The sequence below is a fragment of the Micromonospora sp. NPDC047793 genome, from assembly GCF_040642635.1.
Taxonomy (GTDB): Bacteria; Actinomycetota; Actinomycetes; order Mycobacteriales; family Micromonosporaceae; genus Micromonospora.
This window is the reverse complement of record NZ_JBEYSG010000020.1, coordinates 87193-106419: the sequence shown is the minus strand read 5'-3', so window position 1 is coordinate 106419 and position 19227 is coordinate 87193. Positions and strand designations below refer to the sequence as shown.

Here is a 19227-nt window from a genome sequence, read left to right as displayed (position 1 = left end):
CATTCTCGCCGCGCTCGTCGGGCGGCGTCAGTTCTGCGCGGCGGCGACCTTGCGCTCGCACTCGGGTGCGAACTCCAGGCCCATGCTGATCGAGCGGGAGTGGTTCTGGTCCCCGCCGAAGGCGAGCGAGATGCCGTCCTCGGAGACCTCCACGTACTTGACGCCCTTGTCCTTCAGGCACTTCACGACGGCGACCGCGAAGTCCCGGGCCTCCGGGTTGGCCGGGTCCTTCTCCCACGGCGGCAGCGGATAGAACTTCGGCTCACAGATCAGGTTCGCCGCCTCGTACGCCTCCGCCTCCTTGGCGTTGGTCTCGCCGGACGGTCGGCCGGGGTGGCCTGCGGTCAACTTGTCCGGGACACCCTGCTGCTTCAGGCACTTGCGGTACGGCCCAAGCAACGCCTCGTACTCCTCCGACGTGGTGTCGAGCCGCTCGCGCGGACGTTCCTCCTTCGGCTGCGCCGAACCGGTCCGTTCCGGCTCCGGGGTGGCCAACGAGGCCACCTGTCCGCTGCCGTCGTCCGTTTTCTTCTCGTCGGCCGTCGCCCCGCAGGCCGACAGCGCGATCAGCATGACGGCACCCATCAACAGCGTCCGACTCCTGCGCATGACAACGCCTTTCGTCCGATCGGACCGGGACATTCCCGGGCCACTGCGGCCGGTTCTTGGCCCGGCCGCAGCCAGCCTCCCGATCGGACGTGAGGAACATGTCAGGTCGGCGGGCCCCCCGCCGGACATCGACGGAGGGCCATGACAACTCAGCTCTGGGTGATCACCGGATCTGCGGCGAGGCTCTCGGTGCGTTGACCGATCAGGGTGCGCAGCCGATCCGCGTCGTCCGTCACGGTCTGCGCGTCCTGCCCGTCGACGCTCGACAACACCTCGGTGATGCCGTCGAGTGCCGCCAGTGCCGAGCCGTCGGCATAGACCTGCCGATAGATCTCGCGGTACGCGTCCTCGTACACCTTCGTGAACGTCTCGCTGGCAAGGAAGCGTTCCTTGAGGAGGTGGCCGCCCCCACCGGGCCCACCACCACCGGGCCAACCGCCAGCGGGCCCACCACCACCGGGCCTACCGCCCTCTCGCCCACCCGTACGCGGCTCCCCGGTGTCGGGACGGTCCGCACGCTCGGGCATCGTGTCGGCAGCGCCGGGCGCGCCTTCCGGCTGGCCGGGCATCGTACGGGTGGCACCCCCGCCCCGGAAACCACCACCGAGGCGCCCCTGCTCGTGCGGGCCCTGGCCGGCGTCCCCGCTGAACGCCAGGTTGTAGTCCCAGCCGACCACGGTGAACTTCTTACTGGTCAGGTCGTACCAGAGGTAGTAGTTGCGGCCCGGACCGGACATGTCGTCGAAATTGAGCAGCAGGTTCTGCCAGGCCACGTAGCGGGCGAAGGACTCCACGTCGACCCGGTCGGCGAGGTGTTCGTCGAACTCGGTGTCGCTGGCGTTCTCGACCCATCTGATCAGGTCGATGACCGGTTGCAGGTCCTGACTGCCCTTCATGGTGATCTGTTTGAAGTCGTCGTCGTAGGCGGTCGGGTCGTCGCCCTGGTCGGTGAAACTGCCGGTGGCCAGCGCCTTGTAGAGGACCCCACTGCCGTCGATCTTCGCGGTGAAGTTCTCGTCGGGATGTTCCACCACCAGGCGGGCGGTGGTCGGCCGGTCATTGACGGTGAAGCTGGTGTACGCGTACTCCTGGGCCACCTCACCGGCATCGCCGAGCAGGTCGAGCGTCACCGCCTCGTTGAGCACCGTGGAGCCGCCGCCCATGCCGGCGACGCGAACGGAGATTTCCCGGTGCCCCTGGTAGCGGCGGCCGTGGACGTACTCGTCGAAGCGGATGAGCCAGGGCAGGTTCTCCGGTTCCTCGGCCTGGAGCGAGATCCGCGACATCCCGCCGCCGTCCGGCAGCGGACCAGCACCGCCGCGATCGCCGCCGTCCGGCAGCGGACCGGCACCGCCGCGATCGGCGCCGGGCGGCATGGGACCAGCACCGTCAGGTGCCGCGCCGCCCGGTCCGCCCTGCGGGGTCTCGCCGTTGCGGCTCAGGCTGCGCAGCGTGGAGTTGCCCTTCAACCGGATACCGACGCTGGGCACGCTGGTGCCGTCGACGACCAGGTCCGCCTCGATGTAGTCCTTCTCGCCCTCGGCATAGAAGGTGTCCAACATCCGCTGGTAGTCCGCGTCGCGGAAGACGAGCGTGATGCGGTGTGCCACGGTCTCGTCGAACAGGTCGACGGTGCCGGCGATGTCCTGGGTGACCAGGCCACCGCCGACCGCACTGCTGGTGACGTACGGGCGGATGCGCACCGTGCTGAGCGTCACCGTGAGGACGAGCAGGAAGGCGGCGCAGCCGGCCAGGAACTTCCAGTAGTGCCGGATCCGGATCGGGATCCGGTGCTTGAGCCTCATCACAGGTCCGTCTGGTCGTAGCCGGTCAGCACCGTGACCCGCTGACCGCCGGTGCGTTCGGCCAGCGCGGCGATCAGGTCACCGGGTTCGGTGCCCTTCTTCAGCCGGACCGTGTACATGATCTCGGTCAACGCGCCGCCCCGAATCGTCTCCATGCTGACCAGCTCGAACTCGCTGGTGTGGCGCACCAGGACGTCCTGGATGGACTCGGTGTAGTTCTCCACCGGCGGGACCTGCACCTTCACCACCTGCCGCTGCACGTTCGCGGCGAACCAGTTGAAGCGGTACATCAGCACGATGATCATGCTGATCACGACGGCGGCGACCACGGCCAGGACGTAGAACCGGGTGCCACAGGCCATGCCGATACCCATCACCAGAAAGATGAAGCCGACGTCCCGGGTCTCCTTGATGGCGTTCCGGAAACGCACCACGGACAGTGCGCCCACCAGAGCGAACGCGCGGGCGATGTTGGACCCGACGACGAGCATGATCAGCGAGATGAGCATGCCGAGAATGACGAGCGTCTGCACGTACGACTGGCTGTACGAGATGTTCCGGTGGGTGAATCGATAGACCCAGCCGATCATCGCGCTGAGTAGGAAGGACAGCGACAGGACGAGGGCGATGTCGCCGACGCTGAACGTACCGGAGAGATCCTGGAATTCGAACGGCATGAGAATCGCTGCTCTCTACACGTAGGGATGGGAGACGGCGGCGTCGTCCGTCACGTGGAAGACGGATCGAGGGGCGCGACCGAACGCCTCCACGCTCTGGCAGTACTTCGACAACCGGACGATCGACAGGTTGGTCCGGGCGGCCAGGTCGGTGAACCAGTACGGCACCCGCTCGTTGGCCTTGATCTCCACCACGGCGAGCGTGGCCGGCACGATCAGGCGGTTCTCCGCCTCCGCGCCCAGGTGGAAGTCGCGGTCCCGCCCGCGTACCCGATGGTCGATCGTGACCCGCAGGCCGACGTCGGAGTCCCGCCCGACGAACGCCTCCCGCTGGTAGCCGGTCATCGCGACCGGACGCAGATCCAGTCCACAGACCAGTTCCAGCACCTCTTCGAGGAAGGCCCGCTGGTCGGGATGGTGCGCGACCATCTCCCGGCGGTCGCAGAAATCGCGAGCCAGGCGGTACGGCAGAGCGACGCGACGCTTCTGGGTGACCCGGTTGACCCGTTGCTTGATCTCGACGTGCACAAGGCTGTCGTCGGTGATCGTGGACCGGTCGCCGTAGTGCCTTATCCGCAGTTTGCGACGGAACCGGAGACCTTCGATCTTCTCCCAGTAGAAGAGCAGTCGATCCGTGTCGTAGTAGACGCTCCACACGCCGTATCCGGTCCGGTCACCATGGCTGTCGCGCCCCATCCGCGCGTCCAGTTCGGCACGCAGCGCCGGCACGTCGGCGACCGGCACCACGTATTTGACCTCGTACCGATTGAAGGCGTGCAATCGGCTCGGGGCGCGGAGCGCGTGTCCGGCCTGATCGTCGCGGTCCGCAGCCGGGCCGGACCCGACGATCGGTGCCGATGGTGTACGCGTTGAGCGAGCGGGTGCCCGGTTGCGCCAGGTGAGCATGGGATGTTGGCCGATCCGTAGGCGACAGATGCCAACGAATACCAACAGGCGTACCTATGAACGAGCTTTGATTCTCGGATGAACCCCCGGTGAACGACGTCGGCGTCACCGGTGACGCCGACGTCGTCCGTGTTCGTTAGGGGGTGACCACCCGGCCGCCGAAGGTCACGACCAGCCGGCCGTCGGAGGCGAAGGACCACCCCAACGACCCCGAGTACGACGAACACCGGGACCCGTTGGTGCCGGACCAGAACTGGTTCGAGCTGTCGGAGTTGCCGACGATCCGGTCGTTCGAGCCGCCGCTGCACGAGGTGTTGTTGCGGAACACCGAGGAACCGCCGTCGAAGTTGAAGTTGCGCTCGGTGTTGCCGATGTTGGCGTTGTTCGACACCGTCATCGTGCCCAGGTTCCGGTTGTAGGTGAACCCGTGCTTGCCGTTGTCGTAGGCGATGTTGCCCCGGATGGTGTGGTTCACCGCGATGTCCTCGCCGCCGAGCTTGAACCCGTTGCGGTCACCGTTGCCGGCCTGACCACCGTTACTGAGGGTGCCGTTGCCGTAGGCGAGGGAGGACTCGATGGTCACCGCGCCGATCGCGCCGGTGTCGCTCTTCGTGTAGAGGTCGTACCCGTCGTCGATGTTGTTGTGGGCGACCGTGTAGCGGAAGACGTTGCCGGCGCCGACGGTCAGCTTCGGGGCGAACCCGTCGGCGTCCTCACCGTCGGAGTCGACGTTGTCGTGCGACACCGTGCTGACCACGAGGTTGTTGGAGGGCCACTGGTCCCGGGGCGCGTTGGCGATCAGCCGCGAGAGCTGGAGCCCGGAGTCCCGGTTGTGGCGGGTCACCACCCGCTCGACGATGTTGTTGTTGCCGGCGAGCAGGATGCCGTTGTCCCCGGCCCGCTCGACGACGATGCCACGGACGTGCCACCACGATCCGCCCATTTCGAGTCCCCGGTTCGCCGGGTCCTCGCTCTGCGCCGAGAAGTTCAGGACCGGGGTCTCCCCCGCGTACGCGAAAATGTTCTTGCGGGCGCTTGACGTGCCGTTGTTGCCCTGGCCGATGGTGATCGTCTGCGAGTGGCGGTAGGTCCCGCCGCGCAGGAAGATCGTCCCGCCCGAGGTGATCCGGGTGATCGCGGAGGCGAGCGTCGTCGGACTCGCCAGCGTACCGGGCGCGCTGTCGGTGCCGGCCGGCGCCACGTAGAGCGTGTTGGACGACGGCGGAGGCGTGGTCGGCGGAGGCGTGCTGGGCGGCGGGGTGGTCGGCCCGGTCGTCGGCGGCGGCGTGGTCGGCGGGGTCGTCGTGCCGGAGGCGTACGTCTCGAACTCGGCGACCCTCGGCGTACCGCTCGCGCTGGTGATCTCGAAGTTGATTTTGCGCAGCGAGGCGGCGGCGAAGGTGATCGTCCCGGCCCCGGTGCCGCTGGCCAGCGTGGCGCCGGTGTCGTTGTTGACCAGTCGCCAGCCGCCGATGACCCCGACCGCGCCGGATGCCTCGCGGATGGTGACCGAGCCGACCGTGGTGGCGGAACCCCACTTGACCGAGATACGGCCGGTCGAGCCGGACGGCGACCAGTATGTGCCCACGTCGCCGTCGATCACGTTGCCGTAACTGGTGCCGCCGCCCTTGCTGGAGCCGTCGGCGCCGGCACCGATGCTGAGGTTGGTCGCGTTGGCGACGACCGAGGCGGCGACGAGGCCGTCCGCCGCTCCCGACGCGTGGGTCAACGGCAGCGCCGCGACCACCACGGCCGCCGCGACCACTGCGGTGCCGCCGGCCAGAAGCCTGTGTCGCACTGTGGTTCTCACTGTTGGACTCCTCGGGAGTAAGCGCGGCGCGAGACACGTCCTGCACAGCCCGACACCGCAGGTGACTGAGTTTCGTAAGCTCTCGAACTGGCCATAGAGCGAAACATCGATGTAATCTCAGGCTAGGAAAGCGCTTACTCGCGGCGCAAGAGTAGAGATGTGCAGGTTTGTTGCAGAATCCCGGAGTTGTCCGCGAGTCACGGCAGACCGGCCCACCATCCAGGCCCGAGCCTCAGTCCGACGGCCAGGGCTCCCGCACCCGCCGCCACGCCAGGATCCTCGCCCGGGCGACCGCCACCCTCGGACACCAGCCGTCCGCGTGACACCGGAGGCATCGCCGGATCCGGTGACCGTCGATGACCGCCCAGGACAACTCGACCTCGACCGGGACGCGGCTCTCGTTCACCGACACGCTCCCGCCCGGTACGCACCCGCCTGCTCCGGATAGGCGGTGGCCGGACCCACCCGGTCGAGCAACGGCCCACGACCACGACGACGCCACCACCAGCGCTTCACCGAACCTCCCACCAGCATGTTTACGACCACCTACAGAAGGTAACCCTGTACGTCCCTGTACGTCTATAGACGTACCGAACGGCTATGGTCGTCTACCGCATTCATAGGTTTCTGTCGTGGTCAATCCGATGAGCCCGACGCCCGTCTACGTTCAGTTGGCGGATCTCCTGGCCGCGAAGATCGAAAGCGGCGAGCTTCCCGCCAACCACCCACTGCCCAGCGAGAAGCAGCTACAGCAGGAGCACGGTGTGGCTCGTGGAACCGCCCGCGCGGCGGTACGCCTCCTACGCGAACGAGGACTCGCGTTCACCGTCCCGCAACGCGGCACGTACGTCGCCGACAGGTCCTGACTCAGCGACTCGGCATCCCCGCGCAAGCCCCGCCGGGCCACCCACACGAGACAGCCCGCCCAACGTCACCCCCACGAAGCAGCCACCCGCACGCTGCCGCTTCCGGCGTGCGGGTGGCATCTCGCCTCGTCGATCATGGAGTTGTGGCTAGAGTTTTGGCCTTATTCGCCCTTTTCGCGGCTACCACAACTCCATGATCGCCGAATGCGTCTCGCCGTGCGGGCAGGGCGGGCAGGGCGGGCAGGGCGTGCGGGCAGGGGCAGGGGCGGGCAGGGCGGGCGGGGGCGGGTGAGACGCGGGGTCAGGCGTTGGCCACGGTCTTGCGGATCGCGTCGCGGGACTCGGTCACCTGGCGGCGCAGGTCGTCCAGGTTCACGCCGACGAGCTGACCGTTCCGCTTGCGCACCTGGCCGGCGACCAGGACGGTCTCGATGTTGCGGGCGTCGGCACCGAGCACCAGCGTGCCGACCGCGTCGTTGAGCGGCATCGTGTTGACGGCGTCGGCGGCGACGACCAGCAGGTCCGCCTGCTTGCCGGGGGTCAGCGAACCGGTGACGTCACCGAGTCCGTTGGTCCGGGCGCCCTGCGCGGTGGCGAAGTCCAGCACGTCCCGGGTGGTGATCCGGTCCAGCGTGGTGTCCGTGCCGTACGCGTCGTTCACCGCGCGCATCCGCTGGATGGCGTGCAGGGTACGCATCTGGGTGAACATGTCGCTGGCCAGCGCCACCTCCACATCGATGCTGAGTCCGGGTCGGATGCCGACGGCCAGCGCCTCGTCGATCGCGGGTACCGCCGTCTCCAGGCCGATCTGCGCCTCGGAGGTCGGCGCCAGCGACACGGTGACTCCGGCGTCGCCCATCGCCTGCCACGCCTGCGGGGTGAGGCCGGTGGCGTGGATCAGGGTCAGGTCGGGGCCGAGCAGCCCGTCGGCGGCCCAGCGCAGGATCGCCGCCGACGACGGCACGCCGAACACCGCGTCCACGCTGACACCGAGGTCGAGATCGCGGGCGACGGCCGCCAGCTCCGGCCCGTAGGCCAGGGCCGGACCGGCGATCTCGTCGGTGGCCAACGCCGCCAGGCGCAGCGTCACCAGGCCGCCGTTCGTCGCCTGGTACGCCCCGCACAGCCGGGCCAGGTCGCCAGGCCACTGGCGGTCCCACTCACCGAAGTGCGGTCCCATCGACGCGTGTACGCCCCGGATGCCGGTGTCGACAAGCGCCTGGATCGCCGCGTCCGAGTGCGCCGCCGTACGGGAGTTGTGCGAGAAGTCGAGCATCGTGGTGATGCCGGCGTCGAGGGCGGTGAGCGCGGCGAGCCGGGTGCCGACGTACATGTCGTGCGGGGTGTACGCGGGCGCGATCCCGGCCAGCGTCGACATCACGTACGCCCCCAGGTCGGTCACGTCCGGGATGCTGCGGCGCATCTGTGCCTGCCAGGCGTGCCGATGGGTGTCGACGAATCCGGGACTGACGATCCGGTCGGTCGTGTCGACGACGGTCGCGCCCGCCGCCTCCGGGTGAGACCGCAGGTCCGGGCCGACCGCGACGATCCGGTCCTCGCGAACCAGCACGTCACCCCGTTCCAGGTCGCCGATGGCCGGGTCCATGGTGACGACCGTGCCGCCGCTGAACAACATCATCGGACTCTCCCCCTCGTAGTCGGTGATCAACGGCGGCGCAGGACGTATCCGGCGTGGTACAGCACCCCGTCGACGAACCGGCCGTACGCCCAGAAGCCCAGGTCGTCGCGGTAGACGATCCGGTCGCCGTCGATCCAGAACGCCCCCTGGTACGCGTGCGGCCGACCGCCCCGCGTCTCGTCGTACCGGCCGTCGGCGGTGAGTTCCTGGTGCAGGAAACCGGTCTCGTCGATCCACATGCCCAGGTAGGGGCTCTCGACCGATCGTGGTCCCGAGTCCGGCTCGACCGGAGCGGGCGTGAGTCGGTGACCGTTGGCCAGCGCGATCTCGCCGTCGACGACGATCGCGGCGGCCTGTTCCGGACGCCAGACGATCATCTCCAGCACGGACCGGCCGGAGGTCGGGCCGGCGATCAGGGCGAAGGTGGCCGGGTTTCCGGGGGTGAGCGCGCCGACCCGGTCGGCCGGACGAGCACGCAGGCCGGCGACAGCGACACCGTCGACGACGGCGGGCACGATGGCCAGGCCGGTGCAGTCGATGACGATCGCGCCGTCGTCCTCGGCGGCGGTGTGCAGGCCGGTGCCGACCGCGACGATCTCGTTCGTACCGACCAACAGGTCAGCCGTGGCGAAGTCACCGATCACCGGGTCGAGCGTGTGGATGGCGGCGTTGACGAACATCAGTGGACGGTGCTGGTCACCGGTGTTCCCGGCGATCTCCGCCAGTACCGCCTCGTCGAGCATGGGGCTGCTCATGGCGTACCTCCTGGGGTTGGGGTTCGTGCTCCCACCGTCACCGGAGGCGGAGTCGGCAGCCAGGCCGGAGCGAACCAGGGTGTGCCGCACCCTGCCTGGTCGGAGGCCGCGCGGTTACCGTTGGTGGCATGCCGACGACCGCGCTGGGGGCGTTCCTCACCGCCCGACGCGCCCGGTTGACCCCGGGCGACGTCGGCCTGGTCTCCAGTGGGACCCGGCGCGTCGCCGGGCTGCGGCGCGAAGAGGTCGCGGTGCTGGCCGGGGTGAGCGTCGACTACTACACCCGGCTCGAACAGGGCCGGGAGCGCAACCCGTCCTCGTCGGTGCTGGCCGCCGTGGCCCGGGCGCTCGACCTCGGGCCGGACGCCCACGACCATCTCTTCCGGCTGGCCGGGCTCGCACCTGGCAGTACGCCGACCCCCGCCCGACCGCAGGTCGGGCAGAGCCTGCGGGAACTACTCGACGCCTGGCCGGACACCCCGGCCGTGGTCATCGACCGGCGACTCGACCTGCTGGCCGGCAACGCGCTGGCCGACGCGTTCTACGCGGACTTCGCCGAGGCGGACAACCTCGTCCGGATGGCCTTCCTCGACCCTGCCGGCACGACGTTCTTCGCCGACTGGCGTCGTACCGCCGAGGCGTGTGTGGCGAACCTGCGTCTGGCCCTCGGCCACGACCCGCACGACCGGCGGGCGCGGGAGCTGGTCGAGGAGATGGGTACCGCGAGCCCAGAGTTCCGCAGGTTGTGGGGGCGGCACGACGTGCAGGGCAAGACGCACGAGGCGAAGACGTTCCGGCACAGCGCGGTGGGCGAGCTGACGCTGTCGTACCACGCGTTCGACGTACGGGACGCGCCCGGCCAGCAGTTGATCGTGTACCGCGCGGAGCCGCACAGCCGCAGCGCCGAGGCACTGCGGCTGCTGGGCACCCTGGCCGTCAGCCGCTGGCTCCGCTGAGCCGCGAACCCAACCTGGCCCCTATCCGTCCGTCCTCGCTTGCCGGTGCGCGTCGCTGCCCTCGCGATAGAAGACGTATCCCGCGTGGTGCAGAACGTCCCCGTCGAAGGTGCCGTCCGCGCTGAAACCGGTGTCGTCGACGTACTCGATCCGGGTCCCGACGACCTGGTAGGAACCCGTGTAGGCGCTCTCCCGCTCGCCCCGGGCCTCGTCGTACCGGCCGTTCGGCAGCAGCATCTGCCGGATGTGGCCGTCGGCCGTCACCCACATCCCGACGTACGGGTGCGGCGACACGTCTCCGGCGGTCACCGGTGGCGTCGGTGTCGCAGTCGCCGAGTGCGGTGCCGCGCCGTCGGAAGCGGCACCACCGCTGCCCGCCTCGGCGGAGCAACCCACGAGCAACAAGACGCCGCAGGTCGCGCTGAACAGGCCCCCGAATCTCGAATTCGCCATGTCGACCACGGTAGGTATCCGGTCCGGCAACAGCCTGGTCCCAGTACTCCCAGGAAGAACGCGCTACCCGCCCTTACGGCCGGCTCTCATGACGCCGGAGTTCCCGTGCCAGGACGGGGATCATCACCGCCGCAGGGACGACGTGCAGCCCGAGGAGGGCGGCGATGGTCGCGACGTTTCCGCCGGCCAGGAACGGCGGGATCATCGAGACCACAGTCAGGGCCACCGTGGTCCACACGAAACGTAGGGCGGGACGGGCGCTCCAGCGGAGCAGGGCGACGGCGATGACGACGCCCACGACCGAGAAGAACCCGGTCACCACCGTGAAGCCGCCCAACGGGATCGCCTCGCCCCCCTCGGGGAGCGCGAAGTCAACACCCACCACCCGGGCGAGTGCGGCGGCGAGGGTGGTCACGACCATCGCCGCGAGCGCGGCGACAAGACCGATGCCGACGAGTCGGCCGAATCGACGGGTACGGCGGGGGCGGTCCGCTGCCGGACCGGCGACGACATCGGCGTCATGTGTGCTGCTCATGTCGTTCCTCCTCTCGTTCCTCGTCGGATCAGGCCCGGGACTGCTCGGTGTCGTCCGCCGGCAGCGACGTCGGCACACCGAGCCGGGGGAACTGGTCGGCGTGGAACGTGATGATCTCGGTGATCGCGCCGCCGCTGATGCGCAGGACGTCGATGGTCAGCGGCAGGTACGCGCTTGCACCCTCTCGCCGGTGGTAGAAGGCGACGGCGGGCTGCCGGTTGACCCTGGTGGGGATGCCACGCAGGTTCAACATGTTCTCGAAGCCGTTGTCGACCCAGTCCTTCACCACCGGGTCACGACCGACGAACAGGCCCGGGGTGGGCGGCATCGAGCAGCGGACGTCCTCCCGCAGCAGCGCGGTGAGCCCACCGATGTCCGTGGCCACACTGGCGTCGGTGTAGCGGCGTACCAGCTCACGGGTCCCGGCGTCCTCCTCACCGCCGGTCCAGTCCTGGCGCTCGGCGGGCAGGTGCTCCCGCATGCCGGCGCGGGCCCGCTGCAACGCGCTGTTCACGGAGTTGACCGAGTCCCCCAGGAGTTCCGCCACGTCCTTCGCCGGCCAGCCGAGCACGTCGCGCAGGATCAGCACCGCCCGTGGGCGCGGCGCGAGATGCTGGACCGCGACCAGGTACGCCAGCTCGATCGTCTCCCGCGCGACGGCGACCGCCTCCGGCTCGTCCGCGTCGCCGGTGGTCAACTCGTCGAGCAGCCGGTCCGGGTAGGGCTGCAACCAGAGCACCTCGCCGCCGGTCGCCGGTTCGGGGCGGCGCTTGGCGAGCAGGTCCAGGCAGGCGTGGGTGGCGATCCGGTACAGCCAGGCCCGGAACGTGGACCGTCCCTCGAATGTCTCCCGCCGACGCCAGGCTCGCAGGAACGTCTCCTGCACGGTGTCCTCGGCGTCCTCGAAAGACCCCAGCATCCGGTAGCAGTGCACGTGCAGTTCTCGCCGGTGCCGTTCCGCCAGCCCCGAGAACGCCGACTCGTCGACCTCGCCCAGACCACTCATGACCTGCTCGCCCATCACGCCATCCTCATGCCTCGCCGCATCCTGACATAGGTATGACGGGCGCGGGCCCGACAACTCATCACTCCTGCCCGCAGCGCCGGATGCGCAAGGGAGGTGGGTAGATCTGTTGTCGTTGGGGCGACAACAGATCTACCCACCTCTCAGGTCGGCGGCCAGTGCCGTAGGGCGGCGTCGGCCACGCGTTGGAGGTCCTCGCGTGTCGCGCCGCCCGCCGCCTGCACGGCCATTCCGTTCGCGATCGTCATGACGAATCGGGCGATCAGGTCCGGGTCGGCGTCGGCGGGCAGATCCCCCTTCTCGACGGCCAGCTGGAACCGGTCGCGGAGGTGCTGCTGACCTCGGGCGCGCCAGGCGGCCAGGGTGTCGCGCGCGACCTGACCGGTCTCGCCGACGACCAGTGCGCCCTGGACGCCCAGGCAGCCGGCGGGGCATCCGGGCCGGGTGTTGGCCTGAACCGAACCGGTGAGGAAAGCGGTCGCCACCTCGCGGGCGGTGGGTGCTCCCAGCGCCTGGACGACGTAGGCGCCGGGACCTTCCTCGTAGCGTTGCAGGGCCAGGTGAAAGAGCTGCTCCTTGTTGCCGAAGGCCGCGTACATGCTGGTGCGGGAGATGCCCATCGCCTCGGTCAGGTCGGCCAGGCTGGCTCCTTCGTAGCCCTGCTTCCAGAAGACCGTCATGGCCTTCTGAAGTGCCGCCTCGGCGTCGAACCCGCGCGGCCGACCCTGTTGCACCTTCTCCACACGACCATCCTACCCCTTGTGCACCGATCGGTTCAGAAGTGCTACGGTCTAGTTCCGTACCGATCGGTGCGGAAGTTTGGGGAGGTCAGAAATGCGTAGGCTGAAAGGCAAGACCGCCGTCGTCACGGGAGGCGGCACCCGGGGGATCGGCCGGGCCACCGCTGCCCGACTGGTGGCCGAGGGTGCGCACGTGTTCATCACCGGCCGACGCGAGGCCGAGTTGGACGAGGCGGTGCAGACCATCGGCGCGGGCGTGACGGCCGTACCCGGCGACATCACCGTCCCGGCCGACCTGGACCGGCTCTACGACAGGGTCGCGGCCCACGGTCGCGGACTGGACGTCCTCTTCGCCAACGCGGCCACGGCCTCGTTCGCGACCATCGAGACGATCACCGAGCGGGACCTCGACCAGATCTTCGGGGTCAACGTCAAGGGCACCCTCTTCACCGTGCAGAAGGCGCTCCCGGTGCTGAACCACGGCGCCTCGGTGATCATCAACGCCTCCACCGCCGCCGATCGCGGCACTGCGGGCTTCGGCGCGTACGCGGCCTCCAAGGCGGCCCTGCGGACCTTCACCCGCATCTGGGCCAACGAACTCAAGGCACGCGGCATCCGGGTGAACGCCATCTCACCCGGCCCGATCGACACCTCCGGCATCACCGAACTCGTCGGCGAGGAGAACGCGACGGCCTTCAAGGCAAACGAGGCGGCCCGGATCGCCATCGGACGCATGGGACGCACCGAGGAGATCGCTGCCGCAGTGGCCTTCCTCGCCTCCGCCGACAGCAGCTTCATGCTCGGCGCCAACCTGTACGTCGACGGCGGCGAGAACCAGATCTGAGGATGCGCTGCACTACTCGGGACAGGCGTCGCCCGGGTCGTCGCCGAAATCGCCGAGGAAGAAGTCGAACGTCAAGCCCTGGCCATCTATTTCGAGCAGGGCGCTGTGCGACAGGCCGCACTCACCGCCGAAGGTCGCGGTGACGGTGTAGACCCCCGGCGGCACGCCGGTCAGGGCGTAGCTGCCGTCGGCGGCGGAGGTGGCCTGGTATCCGCCGGGCTGCAACTGGACCACCGCCCCCGCCAACGGCAGGAAGTATTCGTTCCACACGTTCCCGGACAGGCTCGTCGCCGGCCTCACGGTGAACTCACCGTCGTTCTTGTCACTCACCCGGTTTCCGTCGGCGACCGCCGCCGCGTAGACCGGGCGGGAACCCCTGGTGTCGCCGACGTCGAGGGTGACGGTGGCCGTGCCGCCCGGCGTGGCGGCATTCACCGTGCTACCGAGGCCGGCGTCGCCCATGCTGTACCGGAAGGCGATGACGTTCGTGTCACCACGTGCGTCGAACCGTACGGTGATCTGTCCACCCCCGGTGACCTCGCTGCCGTGCGGGAACGTGACCGTCGGCGGCAGCGGCACGGCCAGCTTCGCCAGCTCCGTCGAGGTCGCGACGGAGGTGTACACCCGTACGTCGTCGACGAGACCTGTGAAGAAGCCGTCGTCGCCACCGTTCCACCTGCGTTTGCCGACCGCCACCTCTGCGGTGGCGTCGAACCCGCCGACCAGGGTCGTGGTCGCGGCCTGGGCGACACCGTTGACGTACAGGGTCATCGTCTTGGTGCTCGCGTCGTAGACGCCGGCAAGATGCGTCCACCTGTCCACCGTCGGTGCCGCGTCGGACAGCACGCTGTGCAGGGCCGCGTCGTCGGTGTCGGCGGCCGCCATGGAGAAGCGCCAGCGCTGGTCACCGCCGGCATAGCCGAGGTGGTACGCGGACGTCCGCGAGCCGCTCGCGCTCACCACGGTCTGCACGTCGCCACCCGACGTCGAGCTGATCCTGGCCCAGGCGGCGACGGTGAAACTCGCGTCGGTCCTCATCGGGGTCGACGCACCGGTGAAGGGGTGCGGCGTGTGGAGCGCTGCGGTCCTGGTCGCCGCAGTCGTGCCCGGCAGCGACAGCGCGGTGCCCACCCCGGACCGGCCGGCGACCCGGACCGCAGGCTCACCGAGTGTCAGGGCGTTGCCGTGGCCGGAGACATCGGTCGCGGCGGCGCCCGTCTCCTCGAACGTCCAGCGGGCGGCGGGACCGGAGTCGGCTCGGACGAAGAACATGTACGTCACCTGAGTGGAGATCCGACCCGCATGACTCTTCGACCAGAGGTGGAGCACATTGATGCCGTCATGCCGTGGTGCCACCGTGATCGATGCGCCGTGGTCCGTCGACCGCGCCGCGACAGTCTCCGCTGCGCTCACCACACCGGATTCGAGGCTGTAGGCGTACTCCTTCACCTCGTGCGCACGGGTCGTCGGCGGGATCACCTCGAACGTGCCGGGCAGTCCGACGCCGCCGCGCGGCGCACCGTCGCTGAGGTAGTCGCTGGAGGTCACCGCCGCTGGTGGCGGTGGCGCCTCGGGCGAGGTGGACGCTGCCGCCCCGGCTGAGGTGGGCGCTGCCAGCGGCGACGACACCAGTACCAGCGTCAACCCCACTGTCCACCAACGCCGAGACACACTCGTGCGGTCACCAGCCACCTGACACCCCCGTGATCAAGCCAGTCGATGCACGAACAGTAGGCATCGAGGACGTTCGGTGTAAAGAGCGATCACAAGACGTAGCCACAGACGGGTGCGCCGTCCCTACCGGAGCGCGATGAGGCTCCGATAGGGACGCTTGTTCCCGAAGTCAGGACCGACGATGCGGCGCAGACCAGCGCCCGATACGGTCGCAGCCCCGGCGAACGCCACGGCCGGATCGACCGGTGGACGCGTTCACCTCCGGCGCCGGAACCGCAACGGTCCCGGCCATCGGTCACGTTCGGCAACCCGCGACCACGCGCGGACCGAGGCGTGATGCAGCCCGGGGCGAGGCCACTGCATCTCCCGCCCCGGCTCGGGCCCGCGGCGACGGCTTCGCACCGGACGAGTGAACCTCTGCCGCTCTCCCCGGCGCCACCGCACGATCAGCGGTTCGGGAAGGCCATGAATGACGAGGGCGGCGGCGTTGTCGGACTGACAGTGACCATCGCGAGGCGGCGGCGAAAGCCGGATAGGTAGACCGATGGCGGACGGCACGATGAGAGGACGCGTAGACATGATCCCTCTGAAGACCTGACGAAAGGCACGGAAAGAGAGCCGACGACGAGGTCGGCGACCGATGCGCGGAGCGGTGTCAGGTCTACAGAGCGGGCGGGGTCACGCGGGGTGATGTCCTCTCGGAGGGGGCACAGGAAGACGGTCTCGCTGAAACATAGGCCGCAACCGGGTGGAGAGGCCACCGATTAGTCCTGCTGTCGCCTAGCCATCGGTCTCTGCCACCTGCTGGTCCGGCGGCGCGAGGAGGCGCTGCAGCAGCAGCAGGCCGCTCTTGATGTCGGCGCTCCCGTCGAGCAGCCACTGGGTGCTGAGGCCGTCGGCCGCCGCGAGGACGAGCGAGGCCGCCTGGTCCAGGGGGATGTCTGTGCGTACGACCCCGGCCTCCTGGCCTTCGGCGAGCAGGCCCGTGATTTGCTCGCGCAGGTCGGCGTACCGCTCGGAGAAGTGGGCGCGCGAGTGTTCGTTTCCGGCCTCCAGGGCGTGGGCCACCATGCTGTTCAGCAACGACATCAGCCCGGGTACGCGCATGCTGTGCTCGGCCGACTGGTGGATGAGGTCGACGAAGCTGGCGTCCCCGTCGTACGCGGTCTCGAGGAAGCGGCGGTCGTGTTCCCGCAGCACCTCGATGAAGAGCTGCTCGCGGGTGCCGAAGTGGTGCTTGAGCACCGGATGCGTCACGCCGATCGCCTCACCGATGGCGCGCAGTGAGGTGCCCTCGTATCCCAGCCGGTCGTAGACCGCCAGCACCTCGTCGATGATCTGCTGCCGCCGCGCGAGCCCCTTGGCGTACGGCCCCCGCTTCGGGCGGTCCCGCTTTTCCGGGTCGGTCATGGCCCACCTCCAGAGCGATCGGCGGTCGGCATGGTGCGCCGCCTGCCCGATCCTATGACCACCACCACGAAAATATCCAGTCGGATATTTTCGTGCTAGCGTCTGCGGCACGACAGGCCGTGAGGTCGCGCTTCGTCGGCGGGAGCCGGGCGAGGTGCCCACGCGGGACCTGTTCACCGAGACGCAGGAGGAGACGGCATGGCATGGCACTTGTTCAGGCTCGGACGCTGGTCGTTCCGACGCCGCTGGACCGTGGCGGGAATCTGGGCCCTGCTGCTCCTCACCGTGGCGCTCGGAGCGACGACCCTGTCGGGCAAGACGAATGACAGCTTCGAGTTGTCCGGCATCGAGTCGACGCAGGCGTTCGACCTGATCAGGGAGCGCGACCCCGACGCCGTGCCGAACGGCGCGACGGCGCGGGTGGTGTTCCAGGCCCCGGACGGCGAGACGCTGGCCGACCCGGCCAACCAGCAGGCCGTGTCCGACTCGCTCGCCGCGCTCAGGACCGAGAACGTCAGGTCGATCGTCGGCCCGTTCGAGGCAGGGGCCGTCTCCGAGGACGGGCGGACCGGTTTCGCCTCGGTCAGCTACGCCCGCAGCGCGGTCGACCTGACCACCTCGGACCGGGAGGCGCTGGAAGCCGCCCGCGACGTCGCCGAGCGGGCCGGACTGACCGCCACCGTCGGCGGAGACGTACTCGGTGTGGAGATCGGTGGCGCCATCGCCGAACTGATCGGCATCGCCATCGCCTTCGTCGTGCTGGCCCTCACCCTCGGGTCGCTCGTCGCGGCCGGGATGCCGCTGCTGACCGCGCTGGTGGGCGTCGGAATCGGTGCCGCCTCCATCGCCGCTCTCACCGGCTTCGTCGATCTGAGCACCACCACCCCCGCGCTCGGCACGATGCTCGGGCTGGCGGTCGGCATCGACTACGCGCTGTTCATCCTCTCCCGCTACCAGGCCGAGGTCCGCCAGGGACGCCCGCTGGAGGAGGCGATCGGCCGCGCCGTCGGCACCGCAGGCTCCGCCGTGGTCTTCGCCGGCCTCACCGTCGTCATCGCCCTCGTCGGCCTCGCCCTCTGCGGCATCGGATTCCTCACCGAGATGGGGCTGGGTGCCGCGTTCACCGTCGCGCTCGCCGTACTCATCGCGCTGACCCTGCTGCCCGCACTGCTCGGTTTCGCCGGTGCCCGCGTCGTGAAGAAGCAGCTCGCCGCCGCCACCGAGGACACCGGCAGCGACCAGAGTTCCCGCACGTCACGTACCCTCGGTCGCCGTTGGGTCGAAGGTCTCGCCCGCCTCCGCTGGCCCGCGCTCATCGTCGGCGTCGCCGTCGCCGCCGTGGCCTCCATCCCGGTGGCCTCCCTGCAACTCGCGCTTCCGGACGACAGCACCAAACCCGCAGGCAGCGATGTACGCGTCGCCTACGACCTCATCGACGAGAACTTCGGCGCGGGCGCCAACGGGCCGCTGCTCATCGTCATCGACACCGCGCAGGCCACCGACCCGGCCGCCGCAGTCGGGACCGCCACCGAGAGGCTCCAGACGCTGGCGGCGGAGGACGACTCCAACATCATCGCCGTGATCCCGGCCATCACCAGCGACAGCCCCGAAGCCCAGCAGGCCTTCATGCAGCAGCTCGGCACGACGCAGTACGTGACCCTCACGGTGATCCCCCAGTCCGGACCGTCGGACCAGTCGACCAAGGACCTCGTCGCCGACATCCGGGCCACGCTCTCCGACCTGCCCGACCAGACCGGAGCCCGCGCCCTGGTCACCGGCGTCACCGCCGTCGGCGTCGACATCTCCAACGAACTGACCGAGGTGTTCCCGCTCTATCTCGCCGTCGTGGTGGGGCTGGCACTCATCCTGCTCATCGCCGTGTTCCGCTCGATCTGGGTACCGGTCAAGGCGGCGCTCGGCTTCCTCTTCTCCGTGGGCGTCTCCCTCGGAGCGACCGTCGCGGTCTTCCAGTGGGGCTGGCTCAACGAACTCGTCGGTCTCGACACCGAGGGGCCGGTGCTGTTCCTGCTGCCGATCCTGCTCACCGGCATCCTGTTCGGCCTCGCCATGGACTACGAGGTCTTCCTCGTCACCCGCATGCGGGAGGCGTACGTCCACGGCACCCCGGCGCGCCAGGCGGTCATCGACGGCTTCACCCACAGCGCCCGCGTCGTGGCCGCCGCAGCGCTCATCATGGTCGGCGTCTTCGCGGGCTTCACCCTCACCGACGACATCATCCTCAAGACCATCGGCTTCGCCCTGGCCATCGGCGTACTGGTCGACGCCTTCCTGGTCCGCATGCTGATCGTTCCGGCCGTCATGCTCATCCTCGGCCGGCGCATCTGGTGGATGCCCCGCTGGATGCAGAAGGTCGTGCCGACCTTCGACGTCGAAGGCGAATCGCTCGCTCGACACCTCGCCTGACGCTCGGCCCCGACCGGCATCTGCCCGGCCGACGCCAGCCGCTCGCACACGACCAACCAGGCTCGGCAAGTCGCTCCGATGGGGTGGCGGGACGCAGTGG

The 19227-nt window shown here is 69.2% G+C and carries 17 protein-coding genes; 4 read left to right on the top strand and 13 right to left on the bottom strand.

The genetic code is table 11. The features are described from left to right. Window positions 1-27: 27 nt before the first annotated feature. The 5 genes from ABZ738_RS28425 to ABZ738_RS28405 form a co-directional block, all read right to left on the bottom strand. Window positions 28-609 (bottom strand): hypothetical protein, encoded by a 582-nt coding sequence (locus tag ABZ738_RS28425; RefSeq protein ID WP_357218176.1) that lies wholly within the window; start codon window positions 607-609, stop codon window positions 28-30. Between the two features lie 149 nt (window positions 610-758). Beyond that, the gene (locus ABZ738_RS28420; protein ID WP_357218172.1) at window positions 759-2414 is read right to left on the bottom strand and encodes a CotH kinase family protein; all 1656 of its coding nucleotides are present in this window, start codon (window positions 2412-2414) and stop codon (window positions 759-761) included. Then, window positions 2414-3091, bottom strand: coding sequence for a DUF4956 domain-containing protein (locus ABZ738_RS28415; protein WP_131052984.1), 678 nt, complete (start codon window positions 3089-3091; stop codon window positions 2414-2416). The genes ABZ738_RS28420 and ABZ738_RS28415 overlap by 1 nt, the downstream gene beginning before the upstream one ends. A 15-nt stretch (window positions 3092-3106) precedes the next feature. Beyond that, on the bottom strand, window positions 3107-3997 hold the full coding sequence (locus tag ABZ738_RS28410; protein ID WP_357218167.1) for a polyphosphate polymerase domain-containing protein: 891 nt from the start codon (window positions 3995-3997) through the stop codon (window positions 3107-3109). A gap of 136 nt (window positions 3998-4133) precedes the next feature. After that, complete coding sequence (locus tag ABZ738_RS28405) at window positions 4134-5807, bottom strand: cellulose-binding protein (protein ID WP_357218164.1); 1674 nt, start codon at window positions 5805-5807, stop codon at window positions 4134-4136. 632 nt (window positions 5808-6439) lie between these two features. On the opposite strand from ABZ738_RS28405, the gene ABZ738_RS28400 reads away from it, so the two are divergent. After that, window positions 6440-6673 carry a winged helix-turn-helix domain-containing protein gene (locus ABZ738_RS28400; protein WP_201272548.1) on the top strand — a complete coding sequence of 78 codons (234 nt, stop codon included), beginning with the start codon at window positions 6440-6442 and terminating at the stop codon, window positions 6671-6673. A 301-nt stretch (window positions 6674-6974) separates the two neighbouring features. Here the strand turns inward: ABZ738_RS28400 and ABZ738_RS28395 are convergent, their stop codons facing one another. Together ABZ738_RS28395 and ABZ738_RS28390 are read right to left on the bottom strand one after the other, a co-directional pair. Beyond that, the gene (locus ABZ738_RS28395; protein WP_357218160.1) at window positions 6975-8312 is read right to left on the bottom strand and encodes an amidohydrolase family protein; all 1338 of its coding nucleotides are present in this window, start codon (window positions 8310-8312) and stop codon (window positions 6975-6977) included. Window positions 8313-8338: 26 nt separating this feature from the next. Beyond that, window positions 8339-9067, bottom strand: a complete 729-nt coding sequence (locus tag ABZ738_RS28390) for an Atu4866 domain-containing protein (RefSeq protein WP_131050982.1) — start codon at window positions 9065-9067, stop codon at window positions 8339-8341. Between the two features lie 128 nt (window positions 9068-9195). On the opposite strand from ABZ738_RS28390, the gene ABZ738_RS28385 reads away from it, so the two are divergent. After that, entirely contained in the window at window positions 9196-10023 is an 828-nt protein-coding gene (locus ABZ738_RS28385) for a helix-turn-helix transcriptional regulator (RefSeq protein ID WP_131050980.1), read from the top strand. Between the two features lie 21 nt (window positions 10024-10044). On the opposite strand, the gene ABZ738_RS28380 is transcribed toward ABZ738_RS28385, so the two are convergent. From ABZ738_RS28380 to ABZ738_RS28365, 4 genes are all read right to left on the bottom strand, one after another. Then, a complete protein-coding gene (locus ABZ738_RS28380) occupies window positions 10045-10476 on the bottom strand; it encodes an Atu4866 domain-containing protein (RefSeq protein ID WP_357218156.1) in 432 nt (143 codons plus the stop codon). A gap of 73 nt (window positions 10477-10549) precedes the next feature. Continuing rightward, entirely contained in the window at window positions 10550-11011 is a 462-nt protein-coding gene (locus ABZ738_RS28375) for a DUF6069 family protein (protein WP_357218153.1), read from the bottom strand. A 28-nt stretch (window positions 11012-11039) separates the two neighbouring features. Then, window positions 11040-12032 (bottom strand): RNA polymerase subunit sigma-70, encoded by a 993-nt coding sequence (locus ABZ738_RS28370; RefSeq protein WP_357218150.1) that lies wholly within the window; start codon window positions 12030-12032, stop codon window positions 11040-11042. A 146-nt stretch (window positions 12033-12178) separates the two neighbouring features. Beyond that, complete coding sequence (locus tag ABZ738_RS28365; protein ID WP_236145516.1) at window positions 12179-12778, bottom strand: TetR/AcrR family transcriptional regulator; 600 nt, start codon at window positions 12776-12778, stop codon at window positions 12179-12181. A gap of 91 nt (window positions 12779-12869) precedes the next feature. Between ABZ738_RS28365 and ABZ738_RS28360 the strand changes: the two genes are divergently transcribed. Next, on the top strand, window positions 12870-13619 hold the full coding sequence (locus ABZ738_RS28360) for an SDR family oxidoreductase (protein ID WP_131050974.1): 750 nt from the start codon (window positions 12870-12872) through the stop codon (window positions 13617-13619). Between the two features lie 12 nt (window positions 13620-13631). Here the strand turns inward: ABZ738_RS28360 and ABZ738_RS28355 are convergent, their stop codons facing one another. After that, window positions 13632-15263 carry a LamG-like jellyroll fold domain-containing protein gene (locus ABZ738_RS28355; protein ID WP_357218145.1) on the bottom strand — a complete coding sequence of 544 codons (1632 nt, stop codon included), beginning with the start codon at window positions 15261-15263 and terminating at the stop codon, window positions 13632-13634. A gap of 810 nt (window positions 15264-16073) precedes the next feature. Continuing rightward, on the bottom strand, window positions 16074-16703 hold the full coding sequence (locus ABZ738_RS28350; protein ID WP_131050972.1) for a TetR/AcrR family transcriptional regulator: 630 nt from the start codon (window positions 16701-16703) through the stop codon (window positions 16074-16076). Between the two features lie 198 nt (window positions 16704-16901). On the opposite strand from ABZ738_RS28350, the gene ABZ738_RS28345 reads away from it, so the two are divergent. Further along, window positions 16902-19127 (top strand): MMPL family transporter, encoded by a 2226-nt coding sequence (locus tag ABZ738_RS28345; RefSeq protein WP_131050970.1) that lies wholly within the window; start codon window positions 16902-16904, stop codon window positions 19125-19127. The last annotated feature ends 100 nt before the right edge of the window (window positions 19128-19227 follow it).

Coding starts and splice junctions, on each gene's coding strand:
- ABZ738_RS28375 (WP_357218153.1), bottom strand. CDS start 11,011: ATGAGCAGCACACATGACGCCGATGTCGTCGCCGGTCCGGCAGCGGAC.
- ABZ738_RS28390 (WP_131050982.1), bottom strand. CDS start 9,067: ATGAGCAGCCCCATGCTCGACGAGGCGGTACTGGCGGAGATCGCCGGG.
- ABZ738_RS28345 (WP_131050970.1), top strand. CDS start 16,902: ATGGCATGGCACTTGTTCAGGCTCGGACGCTGGTCGTTCCGACGCCGC.
- ABZ738_RS28360 (WP_131050974.1), top strand. CDS start 12,870: ATGCGTAGGCTGAAAGGCAAGACCGCCGTCGTCACGGGAGGCGGCACC.
- ABZ738_RS28410 (WP_357218167.1), bottom strand. CDS start 3,997: ATGCTCACCTGGCGCAACCGGGCACCCGCTCGCTCAACGCGTACACCA.
- ABZ738_RS28420 (WP_357218172.1), bottom strand. CDS start 2,414: ATGAGGCTCAAGCACCGGATCCCGATCCGGATCCGGCACTACTGGAAG.
- ABZ738_RS28415 (WP_131052984.1), bottom strand. CDS start 3,091: ATGCCGTTCGAATTCCAGGATCTCTCCGGTACGTTCAGCGTCGGCGAC.
- ABZ738_RS28395 (WP_357218160.1), bottom strand. CDS start 8,312: ATGATGTTGTTCAGCGGCGGCACGGTCGTCACCATGGACCCGGCCATC.
- ABZ738_RS28350 (WP_131050972.1), bottom strand. CDS start 16,703: ATGACCGACCCGGAAAAGCGGGACCGCCCGAAGCGGGGGCCGTACGCC.
- ABZ738_RS28385 (WP_131050980.1), top strand. CDS start 9,196: ATGCCGACGACCGCGCTGGGGGCGTTCCTCACCGCCCGACGCGCCCGG.
- ABZ738_RS28370 (WP_357218150.1), bottom strand. CDS start 12,032: ATGGGCGAGCAGGTCATGAGTGGTCTGGGCGAGGTCGACGAGTCGGCG.
- ABZ738_RS28425 (WP_357218176.1), bottom strand. CDS start 609: ATGCGCAGGAGTCGGACGCTGTTGATGGGTGCCGTCATGCTGATCGCG.
- ABZ738_RS28380 (WP_357218156.1), bottom strand. CDS start 10,476: ATGGCGAATTCGAGATTCGGGGGCCTGTTCAGCGCGACCTGCGGCGTC.